The organism is Ruegeria sp. CF4 (genome assembly GCF_056537345.1).
The window spans coordinates 199373-215744 of sequence record NZ_JBQFRJ010000006.1; the positions used below are offsets into that span (position 1 = coordinate 199373).

17 protein-coding genes are annotated in these 16372 nt (G+C 56.8%); 13 read left to right on the plus strand and 4 right to left on the minus strand.

All coding sequences use genetic code 11. From position 1 onward, the window contains the following. The 8 genes from ACR0NF_RS14525 to ACR0NF_RS14560 all read left to right on the plus strand — a co-directional run bounded on the left by ACR0NF_RS14525 (position 1) and on the right by ACR0NF_RS14560 (position 7890). Positions 1-1344: a TRAP transporter large permease gene (locus ACR0NF_RS14525; protein WP_480778478.1), complete on the plus strand. Its 1344-nt coding sequence runs from the start codon at positions 1-3 to the stop codon at positions 1342-1344. A gap of 390 nt (positions 1345-1734) precedes the next feature. Further along, positions 1735-2721, plus strand: a complete 987-nt coding sequence (locus tag ACR0NF_RS14530; RefSeq protein WP_480778479.1) for a CmcJ/NvfI family oxidoreductase — start codon at positions 1735-1737, stop codon at positions 2719-2721. Between the two features lie 30 nt (positions 2722-2751). Beyond that, positions 2752-3480, plus strand: a complete 729-nt coding sequence (locus tag ACR0NF_RS14535; protein WP_480472121.1) for an SDR family NAD(P)-dependent oxidoreductase — start codon at positions 2752-2754, stop codon at positions 3478-3480. 67 nt (positions 3481-3547) lie between these two features. Beyond that, positions 3548-4453, plus strand: a complete 906-nt coding sequence (locus ACR0NF_RS14540) for a LysR substrate-binding domain-containing protein (protein ID WP_480472120.1) — start codon at positions 3548-3550, stop codon at positions 4451-4453. An 89-nt stretch (positions 4454-4542) separates the two neighbouring features. Then, the gene (locus ACR0NF_RS14545; protein WP_480472119.1) at positions 4543-5724 is read left to right on the plus strand and encodes a CaiB/BaiF CoA transferase family protein; all 1182 of its coding nucleotides are present in this window, start codon (positions 4543-4545) and stop codon (positions 5722-5724) included. Further along, positions 5721-6431: a glutathione S-transferase family protein gene (locus ACR0NF_RS14550; protein WP_480778480.1), complete on the plus strand. Its 711-nt coding sequence runs from the start codon at positions 5721-5723 to the stop codon at positions 6429-6431. The genes ACR0NF_RS14545 and ACR0NF_RS14550 overlap by 4 nt, the downstream gene beginning before the upstream one ends. A gap of 64 nt (positions 6432-6495) precedes the next feature. Beyond that, positions 6496-6909 carry a GFA family protein gene (locus ACR0NF_RS14555; protein ID WP_480778481.1) on the plus strand — a complete coding sequence of 138 codons (414 nt, stop codon included), beginning with the start codon at positions 6496-6498 and terminating at the stop codon, positions 6907-6909. 72 nt (positions 6910-6981) lie between these two features. Next, complete coding sequence (locus tag ACR0NF_RS14560) at positions 6982-7890, plus strand: carbon-nitrogen hydrolase family protein (protein WP_480472116.1); 909 nt, start codon at positions 6982-6984, stop codon at positions 7888-7890. Positions 7891-7893: 3 nt separating this feature from the next. Here ACR0NF_RS14560 and nrtS read toward each other — a convergent pair whose 3' ends face one another. From nrtS to ACR0NF_RS14580, 4 genes are all read right to left on the minus strand, one after another. Beyond that, a complete protein-coding gene (gene nrtS / locus ACR0NF_RS14565) occupies positions 7894-8079 on the minus strand; it encodes a nitrate/nitrite transporter NrtS (RefSeq protein ID WP_480667690.1) in 186 nt (61 codons plus the stop codon). 382 nt (positions 8080-8461) lie between these two features. Then, on the minus strand, positions 8462-9892 hold the full coding sequence (locus tag ACR0NF_RS14570) for an NAD-dependent succinate-semialdehyde dehydrogenase (RefSeq protein ID WP_480778482.1): 1431 nt from the start codon (positions 9890-9892) through the stop codon (positions 8462-8464). A 96-nt stretch (positions 9893-9988) separates the two neighbouring features. Beyond that, the gene (locus tag ACR0NF_RS14575; protein ID WP_480778483.1) at positions 9989-10936 is read right to left on the minus strand and encodes a LysR substrate-binding domain-containing protein; all 948 of its coding nucleotides are present in this window, start codon (positions 10934-10936) and stop codon (positions 9989-9991) included. Continuing rightward, on the minus strand, positions 10936-11712 hold the full coding sequence (locus ACR0NF_RS14580) for an aspartate dehydrogenase (RefSeq protein WP_480667691.1): 777 nt from the start codon (positions 11710-11712) through the stop codon (positions 10936-10938). The genes ACR0NF_RS14575 and ACR0NF_RS14580 overlap by 1 nt, the downstream gene beginning before the upstream one ends. Positions 11713-11858: 146 nt before the next feature. On the opposite strand from ACR0NF_RS14580, the gene ACR0NF_RS14585 reads away from it, so the two are divergent. The 5 genes from ACR0NF_RS14585 (at position 11859) to ACR0NF_RS14605 (ending at position 16299) form a co-directional block, all read left to right on the plus strand. Further along, a complete protein-coding gene (locus ACR0NF_RS14585; protein WP_480472111.1) occupies positions 11859-12812 on the plus strand; it encodes a dihydrodipicolinate synthase family protein in 954 nt (317 codons plus the stop codon). Positions 12813-12899: 87 nt separating this feature from the next. Beyond that, positions 12900-13442: a 3-hydroxyanthranilate 3,4-dioxygenase gene (locus ACR0NF_RS14590; RefSeq protein ID WP_480472110.1), complete on the plus strand. Its 543-nt coding sequence runs from the start codon at positions 12900-12902 to the stop codon at positions 13440-13442. Positions 13443-13469: 27 nt separating this feature from the next. Then, positions 13470-14444, plus strand: a complete 975-nt coding sequence (locus tag ACR0NF_RS14595; RefSeq protein ID WP_480472109.1) for a TRAP transporter substrate-binding protein — start codon at positions 13470-13472, stop codon at positions 14442-14444. A gap of 65 nt (positions 14445-14509) precedes the next feature. Then, the gene (locus ACR0NF_RS14600; protein ID WP_480472108.1) at positions 14510-15043 is read left to right on the plus strand and encodes a TRAP transporter small permease; all 534 of its coding nucleotides are present in this window, start codon (positions 14510-14512) and stop codon (positions 15041-15043) included. After that, positions 15040-16299, plus strand: a complete 1260-nt coding sequence (locus ACR0NF_RS14605) for a TRAP transporter large permease (RefSeq protein ID WP_480667693.1) — start codon at positions 15040-15042, stop codon at positions 16297-16299. The genes ACR0NF_RS14600 and ACR0NF_RS14605 overlap by 4 nt, the downstream gene beginning before the upstream one ends. The last annotated feature ends 73 nt before the right edge of the window (positions 16300-16372 follow it).

Consider the following 16372-nt stretch of genomic DNA (forward strand, 5'->3'; position numbering starts at 1 on the left):
ATGTCCATCGAGCTGCTGACGCTCGTAATGTTCGGGTCGTTGCTGGCCCTGCTGATGGCCGGTTTGCCGCTGGCCTTTGTGACCGGGGGGCTGGCTTGCGTCTTCTTGTTCCTTTTGGGAGACGCACGAGCCCTGAATATCGTGCCCAGCCGGATCTTCCCGCTGATGACGAATTATCAGCTGTCGGCGATCCCGCTATTCATCTTCATGGCTGCGATGCTGGAAAGGGCAGGGATCATCAACGACATGTTCGATGTGATCTACAAGGTTCTCGGCGGGCTCAAGGGCGGACTGGCGGCGGCGACCATTCTGGCCTCGACCGTGCTGGCGGCGATGGTCGGCGTGATCGGTGCGGCGGTTGTAACGATGGGAATCATCGCGCTGCCAGCAATGTTGAAGCGCAACTATGACCCAAAGATCGCTATGGGTTCGATCATGGCTGGGGGCACTCTGGGCATTTTGATCCCGCCATCGATCCTTGCCATCATCTATGCAGTTGTTGCTGAGCAATCTGTAGGCGAGCTGTTCATCGGCGCGGTGGTGCCCGGGCTGATGCTCTCGGGGATGTATATCCTCTATGTTGTGGTCCGGTCCTATATCAATCCGGTGCTGGGACCGCCGATCCCCGAAGATGAGCGGATCTCAAATCGCGAAAAACTGCGCCTGCTAAGCAAGATGTCAGCTCCAATCGCATTGATCGTCATCGTATTGGGGGTGATTTTCTCGGGCGTTGCCACGCCGGTTGAGGCCGCGGGCATCGGCACATTCGGTGCTTTTATCGTAGCTGCGATCCACAACAAACTGGACTGGCCCACGGTGCGTGAGGCCTGTGTAACTACGCTCAAAGCTTCGGCCATGGTGATCTGGATCATGTTTGGCGCGACCATCTTTGTGGGGCTTTACGTGCTGGAAGGTGGTCAGCAATTTGTGCAGGAGACGATGCAGAACGCTGGTCTGGGTCCGTGGGGCATTCTGATCGTCATGCAGATATTGCTGGTCGTGCTGGGCATGTTCTTGGACTGGGTTGGTATTCTGCTGCTGTGCGTGCCGATCTTCGTGCCGATCATCAAGGCGCTGGGTGCCGCAGCCTTTGGTTTTGATGACCCGAATGATCTGGTTTTGTGGTTCGGGGTTCTCTACCTCGTGAACATGCAGATGAGCTTTCTGTCTCCGCCCTTCGGTTATGCACTGTTCTACTTGCGTGGAGTTGCGCCGCCATCGATTCCGATGACAGATATCTTCAAAGCTGCGCTGCCCTTCCTGTTCTTGCAGATCGTCGGTCTGGTGATCTGCATGCTATTCCCATGGGTGGTGACCTGGTTGCCAAATCTAGTTTACGGTTAGGGCTTTGTCAGATCGTTTGTCGATCATCTTGCATAGCTGTTAACAGAAGTTTCGATGGTTAATTCCTGCGCCGGATATCGAAAGGTTAGGCGCAGGTGTTGCGGCAGGAACAGATGACATTGCCAGCTTCTTTGCGCACGGGCTTTGGTCGGGCGCGGCCAGAAAGCTGTGCTTTTGCACGCATGATTTTGGAACCCTGTTTTCGCAATATGGGGCTTTCACAGATATACAATGCGTAATTTTGTTATGCATTGATTGACTCTCGGACCCTAGATTTCTTATCCTGCACAAGTGCGGACGATCATAGTTAGGACAAACCTTGCCCGCTGAGATCACCGATTACCGCACAAAATTCCGGCGCGGCCGGATGGGAAATGCGGGGACAGACGGATGAATGTGATTGTACAAACTGAGCGGATCGGAGAATTCACTTATCTCGATGCTGCGACCGAGACGTCCTTGCTGCGAAATGGCAAGGTGTACACGCGGCGCGACAACAGCGGATCAGATGATCATTGGGTTGGTGTCACCTTCGATAAACGCAAGATACCCGTACATGACGCCCGCGCATTTGATGGGGCAGGGCAGCACCGGCTGGGCCCCAATGGTTTTGAGCTGTTGCAGCAGCCGCTGGACGGCCCCGAGTTTGATTTTCTGGATAATCAGCAAGTGGTAGAGCGCTATTATCCGCAGTGTCAGGAGGTCATCCGTCAGTCCACTGGCGCACGGATCGTGGCCGCCTTTGATCACAATGTCCGTTCGGTTTCAGGTAATCGCAGCAAGCAACGTATCACAGGCGGCCAGCAGGTGCAGCCGCCGCTACATATGGTTCATGGCGATTACACCATGACCAGCGCCCCGCAACGGTTGTGTGATCTGACCCGACCACCGACCAGCAATGATACCTACCGCTTCACGCTGGCGGACGGGGCGGCGTTGCTCGACAAGGATGCAGTGGATCAGGCGATTGGCGCAGGACGGTACGCCATCATCAATCTGTGGCGTAGCATCGCCAGTGAGCCAGTGATGACCAACCCACTGGCGTTGTGCGACGCGGCATTGGTCTGCCCCGAGGATCTGGTGGTGTTTGAAATCAACTATGCGGACCGGATCGGCGAAAACTACTATGCCAAATATTCGGATCAGCACCAATGGCTGTTCTATCCCGAAATGACGCGGGATGAGGCGCTGTTGATCAAACAATGGGATTCAGCGGGGGAACTGTCGCGTTCTAAAGGGGCCCGGGCCGATAGCTCTCGACAGGATGGCGGCTCAACGTTCAGCTTCCACAGTGCCTTTGCCGATCCGTCGGTCGGAGACGACGCCCCGGACCGTTGGAGCATCGAGGTCCGCTGTGCTGTTCTCTACGATGTATAACCCCCGAAAAACCGCGAATTGAGAGATGCTATGTCGACTGTCTGTGCAATCGTTGGTGCCGGAGAGGGTCTGGGTACAGCTTTGGCGCGCAAATTCTGTAGTGAAGGAATGGATATCGCGCTGATATCGCGCACCGAAGAGGGAAGCGCCGCTGCCAAAGCCGCCGCTCTGGCAGCGCGGCCCGAGGCGCAGGTGAAGTATTACTGCGCTGACGCCACTGACCCCACGACATTGGAATATGCCTTGTTCGTCGCTGCCAGCGAATTGGGTCGGATTGATCTGCTGATCTACAACGTGCGGGATGCCTTTACCGCCATTGACCCGCTGGACATGACCTATGAGGCGCTAGAGGCAACCTTGCGGCTTGAAGTTGTCGGTGCTTTTGCAGCGGCAAAAACGGTCATGCCCGCGATGCGGGAGCGGGGCCAGGGCAGCGTGTTTTTCTCAAGCTCGACCGCCGCGTTCCGGGGATCAGGCAAGATGCCGCTTTATGCAATCGGAAAATTCGGTTTACGGGCGCTGTCGCAAAGTCTGGCACGCGCCTATGCCAAGGACGGTATTCATATCGTACATGTGCGTCTGGACTGTGATCTGGATGTACCGGTGATGCATGAACGCTATGGCGACCGCTATGACCCCGAGAAGCTGGCACAGCCGGATGACGTGGCGCTCAGCTATTGGCACACATATCTGCAGCCACGCTCCGCCTGGAGCAATGAGATCGAGTTGCGTCCTTATTCCGAAACCTGGACGTTCTGAGCGCCTGCGCTCATCTTTCGGGCCGGTCCTGCGCTACGGCTGGGCAGTAGGAGGGGGTGCAACCACCATGTCTGATGACCGAAAATCCGTCGACCGTGATCGCTTTCCACCATTTGGTGGACTCAAGGCGTTTTTTGAGGTGGCATTGGTGGGCAACACCGTGCGCGCAGCCGAACGCCTAGGTATATCGCCTTCGTCGATCAGCCATCAGCTCAAGGCGTTGGAGGCAGAGCTGGGCGTACGGCTGATCGAAAACCGCAAGGGTAAGCTGTATCTGCTGGCTGAAGGGGTCCGTTATTTCGACCGGATCAAGCAGCCGATGCTTGAGATTCTGCGCGCGACCGAAGCGGTTCGTTCCGCCCCCGGGCGCAAGCGGGTGTCGCTGACCCTGACACCTTCGTTTGCCGCCGGATGGCTGATGCCTCGGCTGCTGGATCTGGATAGAAAACACCCGGATCTTGAGATCAACCTGATCACCACCACGCGCGTTGTCGATCTGCTGCGGGAAAATATCGATCTGGCAATCCGGCGCGGATCAGGCGTGTGGGACGGATACATCGTCAAACCGTTGCTGGCCGAGGCCATCGTTCCGGTTATGTCCCCCGTGCTTTGGGACTCACTACAATGTGAAACGCTTTCAGAAGCTTTTCAGAAGGCACGGATACTGGTCAATACCACGGTCGAGGGCGAGTGGGATACATGGTGCGCCACGCGGGATCTGACGCCACCAGACCCGGAGCGGTTCTATGATCTGGAAACCTATGAACTGACTATTCAGGCGGCACAAGACGGGCTGGGAATAGCCTTGGGACGCAGGCCTTTGGTTGATCCGTTGCTGGAAACGGGTGCGCTTGTACAACCTTTCCAAACGCCCGAGATCAGCGACAGCGCATATTACATCGTGCATCGCGACACGGCGTTGAGTTCTGACGTCAAGCGCCTGCAGGACTGGCTGTTGTCGCAGGTCATGTGAATTTTATTCATATCCTTCTGAATTGTTTGCAGTACCTCGAATGCGCCGTGCTGCCTAGTCTGACGCTGGCAACAATCACGGAGTCCGCCATGGCGCAGGCCGAGACACAACAGTTCAGCGGCCCTTTGGCCGGGATACGCATCATTGATCTGACCACCGTCATTTCCGGACCGATGGCTACGATGATGCTGGCAGATCAGGGCGCGGATGTCATCAAGGTGGAACGCGCCGACGGCGATTATACCCGGCAACTGGCGACGCGACGCGGCGGGCACGCAGCCTCATTCCTGAATAACAATCGTAACAAACGCTCAATCGTTGTCGATCTCAAGAACCCCTCGGATTTGGAGGCGGTGAAACAGTTGGTGGCAACGGCAGATGTGTTCATTCAGAACTTTCGGCCCGGCGTTGCTGACCGGCTTGGGCTAGGATACGAGGCGCTGAGCGCAAAAAACCCCAGGCTGGTGCATATGTCCATCGCGGGATTTGGCTTTGATGGGCCATTGGCCGGGAAGCCAGTGTATGATCCACTGATACAAGCGGTCTCGGCCCTGACCACAGTGCAGGCGGGTTCGGACGAGGAACGTCCGCGTCTGGTGCGCACCATTTTGCCCGACAAGCTGACCGCTGTGCAGGCCAGTCAGGCCATAACTGCCGCGCTGTTGGCGCGAGAGCGGATCGGCAAGGGGCAGAAGGTGACGCTGTCAATGCTGGATACGGTGACTGCGTTCCTGTGGGCCTCGGACATGAACGGGCATACGTTCGTGGGAGACGAGATGGAGAAAGAGGAAAGCCAGTCTTTTCACGATCTGATCTATCAGGTGAAGGACGGCTATCTGAGCATCTCCATCATGCAGGACAAGCATTGGGAAGCGCTGGCTCAGGCCACCGGCCATCCGGAAATCCTAACGGACGAGCGCTTCAAAACGGCCGAAAGTCGCGAGGTTCATCGCTCCGCGCGGCTGGAGCTGACACAATCCATCGTCAGCCAGGCAGAGCGCGACATGCTGCTGACCGCTCTAGAAGCCGCCGGAGTGCCTTGCGCCCCGGTACTGACTCGGAAGGAAATGCGGACCCATCCTCAACTACAGGCGAACGGCACGCTGTTTGAATACGACCACCCCACTGCGGGGCGTTTGCGCCAAGCGCGTAACCCTGCAGTGTTCCACGGTACTCCGGCCAGCAATATCCGCCCGGCACCAGAACTGGGTGCACATACGGATGAGGTGCTGGTGCCGCTGATGCCGGATCGGATGGCGCGCTCGTCATGATTGATTTCTATTACGCCCCAACACCGAACGGCTGGAAGGTCGCCATTATGCTGGCAGAAGTTGGGCTGGCGCATAACACCATCCTGATGCGGCTGCCGCAAGGCGATAAGTTGCGGACCGACTTTCTGGCTATCAGTCCCAATGGCAGAATTCCGGCGATTGTCGATCATACTGCAGAACGCTCTCTACCAGTGTTCGAAAGCGGGGCTATCTTGTTGTACCTGTCGGACAAGACCGGCCTGTTCGGGGCCCGTAACCGGGTTGAGCAGAAGGAACTGACCGAGTGGATGTTCTGGCAGGCCGCCAATCAAGGGCCGATGGCAGGTCAGCTAAGCCATTTTGTAAACTACGCGCCAGATGGGCAGGACTATTCCCACAACCGCTACAAAGGTGAATACGAACGCTCGCTCGCGGTGCTCGAAAACCGCCTGGAAGGGCGCGACTTCATCCTGTCGGATTATTCCATCGCGGACATGATGACGTTTCCCTGGGCCTTCATCGCCAAACCGTTAGGGGTGTCCTTGGACCAGTTCCCCAATGTGGCGGCCTGGCGTCACCGCATCAAGCAGCGCCCCGCTGTGCGCGCTGTGATCGACCTGCACAAAGACGCACAATTTTCCGAAGCAGCCAACGCGACCAACAATTCGGTTCTGTTCAACCAGTCGGCAGACCATCTGCGACGGTCGCAAGACCAGACTCCGACCTGACACAAAACAGGGCCACCAAATGCGCCTTGACCGACCGAGGGACACCCAACATGGAGACGAAGATATGCCAGAAATTTCAGGAAGCTGCCTCTGCGGGCAAGTCAGCTATAGGTCCACTGAGTCCGAGCCGAAAATGACAGCAATTTGTCATTGCCCCGATTGCCAAAAACAGACTGGTACAGGTTTCTCTGTGAATGTTCTGGTGCCGACCAGTTCAGTGGCGCTCAGCGGGTCGTCGCTTGGGCAATATGTGGTGGATGGGGCCTCGGGTTCGCCAGTGCGGCGTAATTTCTGCACCAATTACGGATCGCCTCTGTCCACCGAACTGGACGCGTTCGACCACCTGTCTGCGATCAAGGCGGGAACGTTGAACGACAGTTCGTGGGTGCAGCCTACAGTTCAGATCTGGTGCGACTCGTCTCAGACATGGTCGGTGCTGGATGATGCGCTGCCGCAGGTCGCGAAAAATCCCGGCTGACCCTATAGTGATCGAAGGCGGTTATAACGATGGCCATCTTCGATGCTTAAGGCAAATAAAAGGAAAAACACCTTGAAACTTGCAGCAGTTCAGGCCGCACCGGTCTTTCTGGACCCGGCCGCCACCACCCAAAAGGCGCTTGCCCTGCTGCAAGAGGCCGCTTCGAACGGGGCGAAGACCGTCGTCTTCCCCGAGGTTTTCCTGTCGGGCTACCCGGTGTGGCTGCGCGCGCCTGAGGTGGCCCATAACGACGCGCTTCTGAAAATCGGTCATGTTGCCTATCTGAAATCCGCCATTTCGACCGACGGCCCCGAAGTCACGTCCCTCGTGGACGCAGCCCGGCGATTGGGTGTGTTCGTTTATGTGGGTATCGTTGAACGGACCGGCTCGGGCGGCTCGGTCTATGCTGCACTGGTGGCAATCCATCCCGAACAGGGCGTCGTCAGTGTGCATCGCAAGCTCAAACCAACCTTCCATGAACGGCTGATCTGGGCCGATGGAGATGGGCATGGGCTGCAAGTGCATGATTGGCAAGGGCTGAAATTCGGAGGTTTGAACTGCTATGAGAACTGGCAGCCGCTGGCGCGTCAGGCGCTGTACGATCAGGGCGAACAAGTGCATATCGCCACTTGGCCAGGAGATCTGGACGTGACTGAGAATATCACGCAGTTCATTGCGCTCGAGGGGCGGGTGTATTGCGTCTCGGTCTCGGGCCTGCTGCGGGTTCAGGACATTCCCGACAGTTTTCCTCTACGCGATCAAGTCATAAAAGGGCGGGATGTGATCAACGATGGCGGCTCAATGATTGCCAGGCCGGATGGTGCGTTGATTGCAGGGCCGGTGGTCGGCGAAGAGCAGATCCTCTATGCCGATATTTCTGCCGAGGCCATTTTAGGCGCGCGCCTGAAACTGGACCCCGCTGGCCACTATAGCCGCCGCGACGTGTTGAGCCTGGAGCACAATTCTCGGCGCTTGGATTGAGCGTCAAACCTGTTTAGTGAGACTGTTTTCGCGGATGGCCAGTACCGAAGAATAGGTAGACACCGAATAGGGCACGCAGTAAGTCATCATAATTTTCAGGGCCATGGTTGGATCGACATCCGCTGAAAACAACCGATCGCCATGGTTAATCGAAGCCAGCAAAGTACCGACGATCAACGCGATGCACATTGCCCGCCGTACCACCTCGCACCTGACGGCAAGCTGCAGTAACTTCGAGACTATCTCTTCGGACTTTGGTCGCTTGTTCGCTATTCTTGGTCTTCCGTTTCCAAAACCTAGCGATGGACCAGTTCAGAAGGGGAGGCTTAGCCTGTGCAGACATTTCATATCAGTCTGCCCAAGGTAAACGTCTGCTTGAAGACCGCGGTCATGACGCCGATTGGTTGAGAGAAGGCGGAAGCAGGGTAAGGCAACTGTCCGCCTTGACAAGCGTCGAGATTATGTTTGGCAGGCTCAAAGATTGGCAGCGTATGGCATCCAGATATGACAGATGTCCGAAGGTCTTTCTGGCCCCAGCCGTTGTCTATTGGATATGTGCCCCGAACCTAGGCTAGCAAATCGAAGTTGCGTGCCAGATATTTTTGACCGACATGTAATTGTCCAGGCCTTCGGTTCCGCCTTCTCGGCCATACCCACTGGACTTGACGCCACCGAAGGGTGTTTCCGGCATGGAGGCCTCCAGCGTGTTGATTGAAAGGTTGCCGACCTCGACCTCATCCACCAGCCGGTCGACATAATCGGCGCGATTGGTGAAGGCGTAGCCGGCAAGACCATAGGGAACCGCGTTTGCTTGTTCGATGGCGTGATCCAACGAGCTGACGGGGTTGACAACTGCGACGGGGCCAAAGGGTTCTTCTTGCATGATGCGGGCATTGTCCGGCACGTTCAGCAGCACGGTGGGTTGAAAGAAGTATCCTTTGTCGCCATGACGCGCGCCACCTGTGGCGATTGTGGCCCCTTTTGCGCGGGCGTCTTCGACAAGTTCGGTCAGTGCAGGGATACGGCGGTCGTTGGCGGTCGGCCCCATTTCCACTCCATCGTCCATGCCATTACCGACGACGGTAGCCTGGGCGCGCTTCACAAAAGCAGCGGCGTAGTCGTCGAAAATGCTCTCATGAGCAAAGAATCGAGTGGGAGATGTACAGACCTGACCGGCATTGCGCATCTTGCGCACAGCGCTGGAGGTCGCTGCCGTTTGCACATCGGTGTCCTCGCAGACGATGACCGGCGCGTGGCCGCCCAGCTCCATCAGCACCCGAGTGTCATTCTGCGCGGCCAGCGTGGTCAGATGGCGGCCCACAGAGGTTGAACCGGTGAAAGCGACGAGCCGAACAGGCTCCTGCGGGATCAGGTAACCCGAGATGTCGGCCGGATTCCCGAAGACAAGGTTCAATACACCGGGCGGCAATCCTGCATCTTCAAAGGCCCTGGCAATGTGAATGGCGCCTGCGGGCGTTTCCTCGGCAGCCTTCAGAATTACGGAGCACCCCGAAGCCAACGCGCCCGCGATCTTGCGTGCAGGCTGGCTCATAGGAAAGTTCCACGGAGAAAACGCGGCAACGACGCCAACGGGTTGGTGATGCACGGAAAACTTGTGACCACGGGCGGCGGGGATCACGCGGCCATAGGTCCGCATTGCCTCTCCCGCATCCCATTCGAAGAATTCCGCGCCGCGGATCACCTCTAGTCGAGCCTGTTGCAACGGTTTGCCATGCTCCAGTGTGATCGAGGTGGCGATCTCTTCCTGCCGTTCTCGCATCAGGGCGGCAGCACGCAGGATCGTATCAGCGCGGTCCCGTGGCGACGTGCGGCTCCAGAGCGCGAAACCTTTAGCTGCGGCATCCAGGGCATCGTCGAGATCGCTCTGCCCGGCGCAGGGAAGGCGGCCGATTTCCTCTTCGGTAGCCGGATTGACCACCGGTATGTCAGAGCGTGTCTTGCGCCACTCGCCTGCGATGAACAGCTTCATTTCTGGATACATGGACAGCCGCCTTTTGATTGACTGAACATTAGATCACCCGCCATGGGCATTCGCCTCAAGTGAATTGGATGAATACTGATATCAGAATGAGGAATATCAGCCCTGCCTCATTTGCGCCGCCAGATGGAGCGCCGCCTTGAACGCCCGCCCCGCCGGGGACAGGTCATCATCGGCACGCAACGAAACGCCGATTGGTCCATGACCGAAGGGGACTGTCCAGTCCAGCTCTACCAAATGACCATTTTCGATGTCGTGGGCGACAACTTCGGCTGGCATCAGCCCGATCAGATCGCGCGACTGTAACAGGGTGCGGTTGGTCAGGTAAGACACGCTTTCGATCGAGACTGTAGGCACATATTGCTGCTGCCCGGTAAAGAAGTGATCGACCTGCCGCCGCAATGTGGTTTCCAGCGGCGGCAGGACCCAGCCAAAAGGCTTGGTCTGGGCAAAGCTGACCTCAGCATTGCCCGCCAGAGGATGCGTTGGCCCGACTACGGCCAGAATGCGATCATCAAAAAGTTTTTCCTGCCTGATCTTGTCGCGATGACGGTGCGATGGAAGGCGCCCGACCACCATATCGATTTCTCCTGACAGCAATCCCGGCATCAGCACCTCATTGGTGCCTTCCACCACTTTGATCGCAACCTTTGGACGTTCGGTCAAAAGAACTTCAATAGCTGATGGCAACAGACTGGCAGAGGCTGCCAGCAGAGTACCAACGACTACGCGGCCGGCATTTCCTTCGCTCAGATCATCAAGTTCCTGAGCCGCTTGCGATATCTGCGCGAAAATCAGCTTGCCATGCCGGATCAAAGTTTCGCCAAAAACAGTCGGCCCGACACCGCGATTAGTGCGGTCGAACAGTTTGACCTCGAAATCCAGTTCCAGATCCTGGATCATCTTGGTGGCGGCGGGCTGAGATATCCCCAGCGACCGGGCGGCATTCTGGATGTTTCCGTGCGTTCCAACCGCCACCAGTAAACGCAACTGCCGTAGCTTAAGCCGAGTCAGCGCGCGCTCAACGATGCGGGCATGGCGTTCCATCACAAGGTGATCCTTAGGTCGATCTGGTCAAGCTTTGCCACTACGCTCATCGCGGCCAAGGCCGAAGACCGGGGGTTGTCGGGCAGGGAATTGCCATGGATTTGAAAATGAAACTCTCCAAACGTGCCCTTTGCGGTAACTTCATGAGTGTTCTGCGTAATTGACGCATCCGCGATCAGGCGAACATGCGTCTCATCAAAGCCAAGCCCGGACAATGCGACGGCAGCCGCTACATTTGCATTCTTGGGGTAATCCAGCGCCGCGGCGCGGGCACTTCCTTCGAAATGCACCTGTGCCCCTTCTGATAAACCATCAAGATCCAGCTTGTCTTCCGCCGGAGAGCCACGCCACCCCTGCGGTGGCTTGCGACTGGTATAGGTTACAGTGCTCAGCCCGCCGACATTCGCCGCGCTCAGGCAATCCAGAGCACCGATAGCTCCGCTCGCCAGATACAGTCTTGAATTTCCTTCCTTGGCTGCCTGCGTAAGCGCGGATTGGATAGCCGCGTCTGCAAGCGCCCCGAGCGATACTGTGAGCATGTTGATACCGCGCGCCAGAATGCGGGGACCATGCTCCGCCAGCGCCGCGTGCCCTGCGCAATCAATCATCAGATCCAGATCATCTGGCAACGCTTCGACCGTTGCAACCTCCAGTGTTGCGTCGGGCGCCACTCGCTCAGGCCGCAGCAAAATGGCGGTAAGTTCATGTCCGCGATCCGCAAGGGCCGCGCGGACATATCGCGCAATGGCGCCTTTTCCGATCAATCCAACCTTCATTCCATTGTCATAGGTTAATCCAAATTGCACTGGAATTGAAAAGCGTCAGATATTCATTTTTTCGATACCCACTTACCGGCTTCACCTTGGACGCCGCCCGCGCAATGCAGTTTGTTAGCGGCAGCACATTCTACAGGTAGCGGCTCATGCAATATACAAAACACGAAGCGAAGGCTTATGCCCGCGAGAACATGACGGGCATCTGGGCGGCCGCTCTGAACCCGTTCAGAGAAGACCTCTCGCTGGATGAGGAAGGCCTGCGCGCCAATATCCGGCATTGGATCGACGACCTTGGCATTCAGGGCCTGTTTATCGCGGGCAAGCAGGGGGAATTCTGGGCGATGAGCCTGGAGGAGCGCAAGCGCAATATGACCATCGCGGTTGAGGAGTGCGCCGGACAGGCCGGGACGATCATGTCGATCTCGGATCAGAACCTAAATACGGCGCTGGAGCTTGGCCGCCACGCGCAGGATTGTGGCGCGGATTATGTTGTGGTTCATGCGCCGATGCTCAGCTTTTGTCAGGAACGTGGGGAGCTGCTCTATCAGTATTATAAACGCTTCTGCGATGAACTGGACATCGGCATCGCCATGTGGAGCCATCCTGACAGCGGCTATCTAATGCAGCCCGAGGAATGCGCGCGGATCGCGGATTTACCCAACATTGTCGCGATCAAATACTCGGTTCCGCGCGAGATGTATGTGCGCCTGAGCCATATGGTTGGTGATAAGATCCATGTCTCGACATCAGCTGAACACGAATGGCTGGACAACATTCTGGAGCTCGATTGGAAGCTCTATCTGTGTTCATCCCCGCCCTATCAGTTGCAGACGGCCAATGATCAGCGCATGAATGAATACACGCGGCTGGCATTTGAAGGCAAAGCAGAAGAGGCGCGGCGCGTCTTTGACAGCCTCAACCCAGTGCGGGATGCGATGAAGCGCACCAAACCGGCCAGCAAACCCACCGCTTTTGGCAAATACTGGCAAGAACTTCTGGGGCAGCATGGCGGGCGTGTCCGGGCACCTATGTTAGAGCTGACCGAGGCAGAGAAAGAGCTTATCCGCAACGGGTTCAACGAATGCGGACTGAAGCTTTGATATAAGTAAATCAGATACCTACTTACGGACAATTTCTTTGCAGCTATGGAGATTGTCACACAGAATTTTTCGCGATGGGAGAAGGTCATGTCAAAACTGTCCGCGTTCAACTTCAAGACCTGGATTGATGAACACCGTCATCTGCTTAAGCCCCCGGTGGGCAACAAGATGGTTTTCGAAGACTCTGACATGATGGTCACGGTTGTAGGTGGCCCCAACAAGCGCACCGACTATCACGACGATCCGGTCGAGGAGTTCTTTTATCAGCTTGAGGGTGATATGCTACTCAAGCTCTATGATGGCGAAGAATTCTATGATGTGCCGATCCGCGAGGGTGAGATTTTCCTGCTGCCGCCGCATGTGCGCCATTCGCCGCAGCGTCCGCAGGAGGGCTCGGTGGGGCTGGTGATCGAACCTAAGCGTCAGCAAGGGCAGTTCGATGCAATCGAATGGTACTGCTTTGAATGTCAGCACAAAGTATTCCGAGCCGAGTTTCAGCTGCAGTCCATCGTCAAGGACCTGCCACCGGTTTACGAGAAATTCTATGCGTCGGAAGAGGACCGAACCTGCCCGAATTGTGGTACCGTGCATCCGGGCAAGGAACCTCCTGAAGGCTGGGTAAAGCTATAATAGGTCAGAAAAAAGACAGGGAAAACGATGAAACACTTCGCCAAGATTATTACCTCGGCAGCCCTCGTGGCCGCGTCATCCGTTGCCGTGAAGGCCGAAGAATTTCGACTGGGGCTGATCACTCCGCCCCCACATATCTGGACCAAGGCCGCCGAAGCCTTCGGCGCTGAGCTGGCCGACACCTCGGGTGGTGCACACAGTGTTTCCGTCTTTCCGGCCCGCCAGTTGGGCAATGAGGCCGAGATGCTGCAGCAGTTGCAAACCGGTGCGCTTGATATGGCCTTCATGACGGTCGCCGAGGTTTCGAACCGGGCGCCCGAGCTTGGAGCGTTTTATGCACCCTACCTAGCCAATGATATCGGCCATGCGGGCCGCATTCTTCGCTCAGACACGGCCAAATCCATGCTTGAACCGCTGCCCGGGCAGGTGGGGGTCGTCGGTGTCGGCTATGGCATGGCAGGTCTGCGCCAGATCGTCAGTCGTGGGGAAATCGGCTCTGCGGAGGATCTTGCCGGGCTGAAATTGCGAATCACGCCTTTCACGCCGATTCTGGATTTCTACAACGCTGTTGGTGCCGCGCCGACCCCGATGCCCCTTCCCGCAGTCTATGATGCACTGGCCAATGGTCAGGTCGATGCCATTGACATGGATGCGGAACTGATCTGGGTCCTGAAATACTATGATCACGCTGATACCATCGTGCAGTCGGATCATATGATGTTCCCGATGGTCGGCCTTGTGTCCGCCAAGGTCTGGGCCGGGCTATCAGATGAGGATCGCGCCATGATCGGCGATCTGATGGCCAAACATGTGGACAGCACCATCGACAGCTATGTCGCCAACGAAGCAGGCTGGCTGGAGCAGATCGCAGGCACGGGCAAGACCTACACCAAAGTGGATGCCTCGTTCTTTGGCGATGCGATTGACGAATGGAATGCCACCTGGTCCGAAAAAACCTCGTCGCTTGAAGCTTTGCGCGCAACGGCAGCAGAAACCGAGTAAGGTTCAATACAGGCAGTGAACTGGGCGCGAGTACGCTCGCGCCCTTTTTTCGTGGGGAAGGGGCCATGTTGTATCGTGTGTCAGCCGCTTGGGCGCGGATCGAGTTGCAGGCCGCAGCTTTGCTGGCGGTCTGCGTGACGCTATTGATCCTTCTGAATGTTGCTACCCGCAATGTTGGGCAAGCGTTGTTCTGGGTCGACGAACTGGCGATCTATGCCATGGTCTGGATGACTTTTCTTGGCGCCTCGGCCGCGTTGCACTATCGCAGCTCGGTTTCGATTACGATCCTGTCCGATGTCGCGTCCCATCGATGGCGTCGTGTGATCCGCAAATGTGTCGATGTCATCGTCTTCGCCTTTTCGCTGGCGATGCTGTGGTTCTGCTGGCGATGGTTTCTGCCCGCCGATCTTGCCAGTGCCGGATTCGACACGGTGAAGTTTCAGGGCAGCACTTTCAACTTCATCTATGCTGAACCAACGCTGACGCTAGGCTTGCCGAAATATCTGTTTTGGCTGGTAATGTGGCTCTTTGCCCTTGGCGCGACGCTGCATTCAACGACGCATCTTTTGTCAGCGGCACAGACAGAGGACGCAGCATGAGCGCTGTACTTTTTCTGGTAGCGTTGCTGCTGTCCGTGCCCGTTGCCATTGTGCTTGCAATCACCGCGGTCTGGTATGTCTGGGAAAGCGGCAACACGGTTCTTTTCGACAGCTTTGCCCAGAAGATGTTCGGAGGGCTGGAAAATTATGGCCTGCTGGCCATTCCGCTGTTTATGCTGACCGGTGAATTGATGAACGAAGGTGGCATGACCCGCCGCCTTGTCGCGCTGGCACGTGTCTTTGTTGGCGGGTTTCGCGGAGGGTTGGCCTATATCAACCTGCTGGCCAATATGTTCATGGCTGCGATCATCGGCTCGGCCACTGCTCAGATCGCGGTGATGTCGCGCGCAATGGTGCCCGCCATGAAAGACGAAGGCTATGATGAGGGGTTTGCCGCAGCAACAACGGCGGCAGGGGGGCTTCTGGCCCCCGTCATTCCGCCTTCGATGATGTTTGTCATCTTTGGCGTTCTGGCCCAGATCCCCATCGGGCAAATGTTTATTGCCGGAATCATTCCCGGGCTTCTGCTGGCACTGTGCTTTGCGCTGGTGATAACGCTAATCGGCTGGTCGCAGCAGTTTCCAAAAGGCGAGTGGATGTCGCGCAGCGAAGCCGTACGCGCATTGCTTCAGGCTCTGCCAGCGATGCTGGTACCGGTGTCCATCATCGGGGGCATCCTGCTGGGCATCGCAACACCAACGGAATCCGCCGCCGTTGCTTCGCTTATAGCCTTTCTTATCGGCTGGCTGGTCTACCGTGATCTTGACCCGCAAAAATTGGGCGAGATGTTCAGGCGGACAGCCTCAAATGCGTCGATGATCCTGTTCATGATCGCAGCGGCCAGCGTCTTTGGTTGGGTCATCATCTATGAAGAATTGCCGCAGAAACTGGCTGATCTGATCACATCGATCACTTCGGATCCCTTCATGTTCCTTTTGATCGTCAACGTGGCGCTTCTGTTGATCGGCATGGTCATCGACGGTATCGCCGCGATCATCCTGATCACGCCCATCCTGCTGCCCATCGCGACCGGCTCTTATGACATCAGCCCCTATCAGTTCGGGGTCGTAGCCTGCCTGAACCTCGTGCTCGGGCTTTTGACGCCGCCTGTCGGCATAGGTCTTTATATTGCATCTTCCATGAGCGGAACCACGCCAGGTGCGATTCTGAAATCGCTCTGGCCGTTTTTGATCGCAGTGGCCGCAGTTCTAGTTCTGCTGAGCTATTTTCCAAGTTTGTCCACGTTTCTGATCTGACAGGGCACAAGATCGCAGCCGTAGATACCTGGTGGAGCCATATCATCACGCACATGCGTCAACCGTGGTTAGG

Coding starts and splice junctions, on each gene's coding strand:
- ACR0NF_RS14585 (WP_480472111.1), top strand. CDS start 11,859: ATGCAATATACAAAACACGAAGCGAAGGCTTATGCCCGCGAGAACATG.
- ACR0NF_RS14580 (WP_480667691.1), bottom strand. CDS start 11,712: ATGAAGGTTGGATTGATCGGAAAAGGCGCCATTGCGCGATATGTCCGC.
- ACR0NF_RS14590 (WP_480472110.1), top strand. CDS start 12,900: ATGTCAAAACTGTCCGCGTTCAACTTCAAGACCTGGATTGATGAACAC.
- ACR0NF_RS14600 (WP_480472108.1), top strand. CDS start 14,510: ATGTTGTATCGTGTGTCAGCCGCTTGGGCGCGGATCGAGTTGCAGGCC.
- ACR0NF_RS14535 (WP_480472121.1), top strand. CDS start 2,752: ATGTCGACTGTCTGTGCAATCGTTGGTGCCGGAGAGGGTCTGGGTACA.
- ACR0NF_RS14555 (WP_480778481.1), top strand. CDS start 6,496: ATGCCAGAAATTTCAGGAAGCTGCCTCTGCGGGCAAGTCAGCTATAGG.
- ACR0NF_RS14570 (WP_480778482.1), bottom strand. CDS start 9,892: ATGTATCCAGAAATGAAGCTGTTCATCGCAGGCGAGTGGCGCAAGACA.
- ACR0NF_RS14545 (WP_480472119.1), top strand. CDS start 4,543: ATGGCGCAGGCCGAGACACAACAGTTCAGCGGCCCTTTGGCCGGGATA.
- ACR0NF_RS14605 (WP_480667693.1), top strand. CDS start 15,040: ATGAGCGCTGTACTTTTTCTGGTAGCGTTGCTGCTGTCCGTGCCCGTT.
- ACR0NF_RS14540 (WP_480472120.1), top strand. CDS start 3,548: ATGTCTGATGACCGAAAATCCGTCGACCGTGATCGCTTTCCACCATTT.
- ACR0NF_RS14595 (WP_480472109.1), top strand. CDS start 13,470: ATGAAACACTTCGCCAAGATTATTACCTCGGCAGCCCTCGTGGCCGCG.
- ACR0NF_RS14530 (WP_480778479.1), top strand. CDS start 1,735: ATGAATGTGATTGTACAAACTGAGCGGATCGGAGAATTCACTTATCTC.
- ACR0NF_RS14550 (WP_480778480.1), top strand. CDS start 5,721: ATGATTGATTTCTATTACGCCCCAACACCGAACGGCTGGAAGGTCGCC.
- nrtS (WP_480667690.1), bottom strand. CDS start 8,079: ATGTGCATCGCGTTGATCGTCGGTACTTTGCTGGCTTCGATTAACCAT.
- ACR0NF_RS14525 (WP_480778478.1), top strand. CDS start 1: ATGTCCATCGAGCTGCTGACGCTCGTAATGTTCGGGTCGTTGCTGGCC.
- ACR0NF_RS14575 (WP_480778483.1), bottom strand. CDS start 10,936: ATGGAACGCCATGCCCGCATCGTTGAGCGCGCGCTGACTCGGCTTAAG.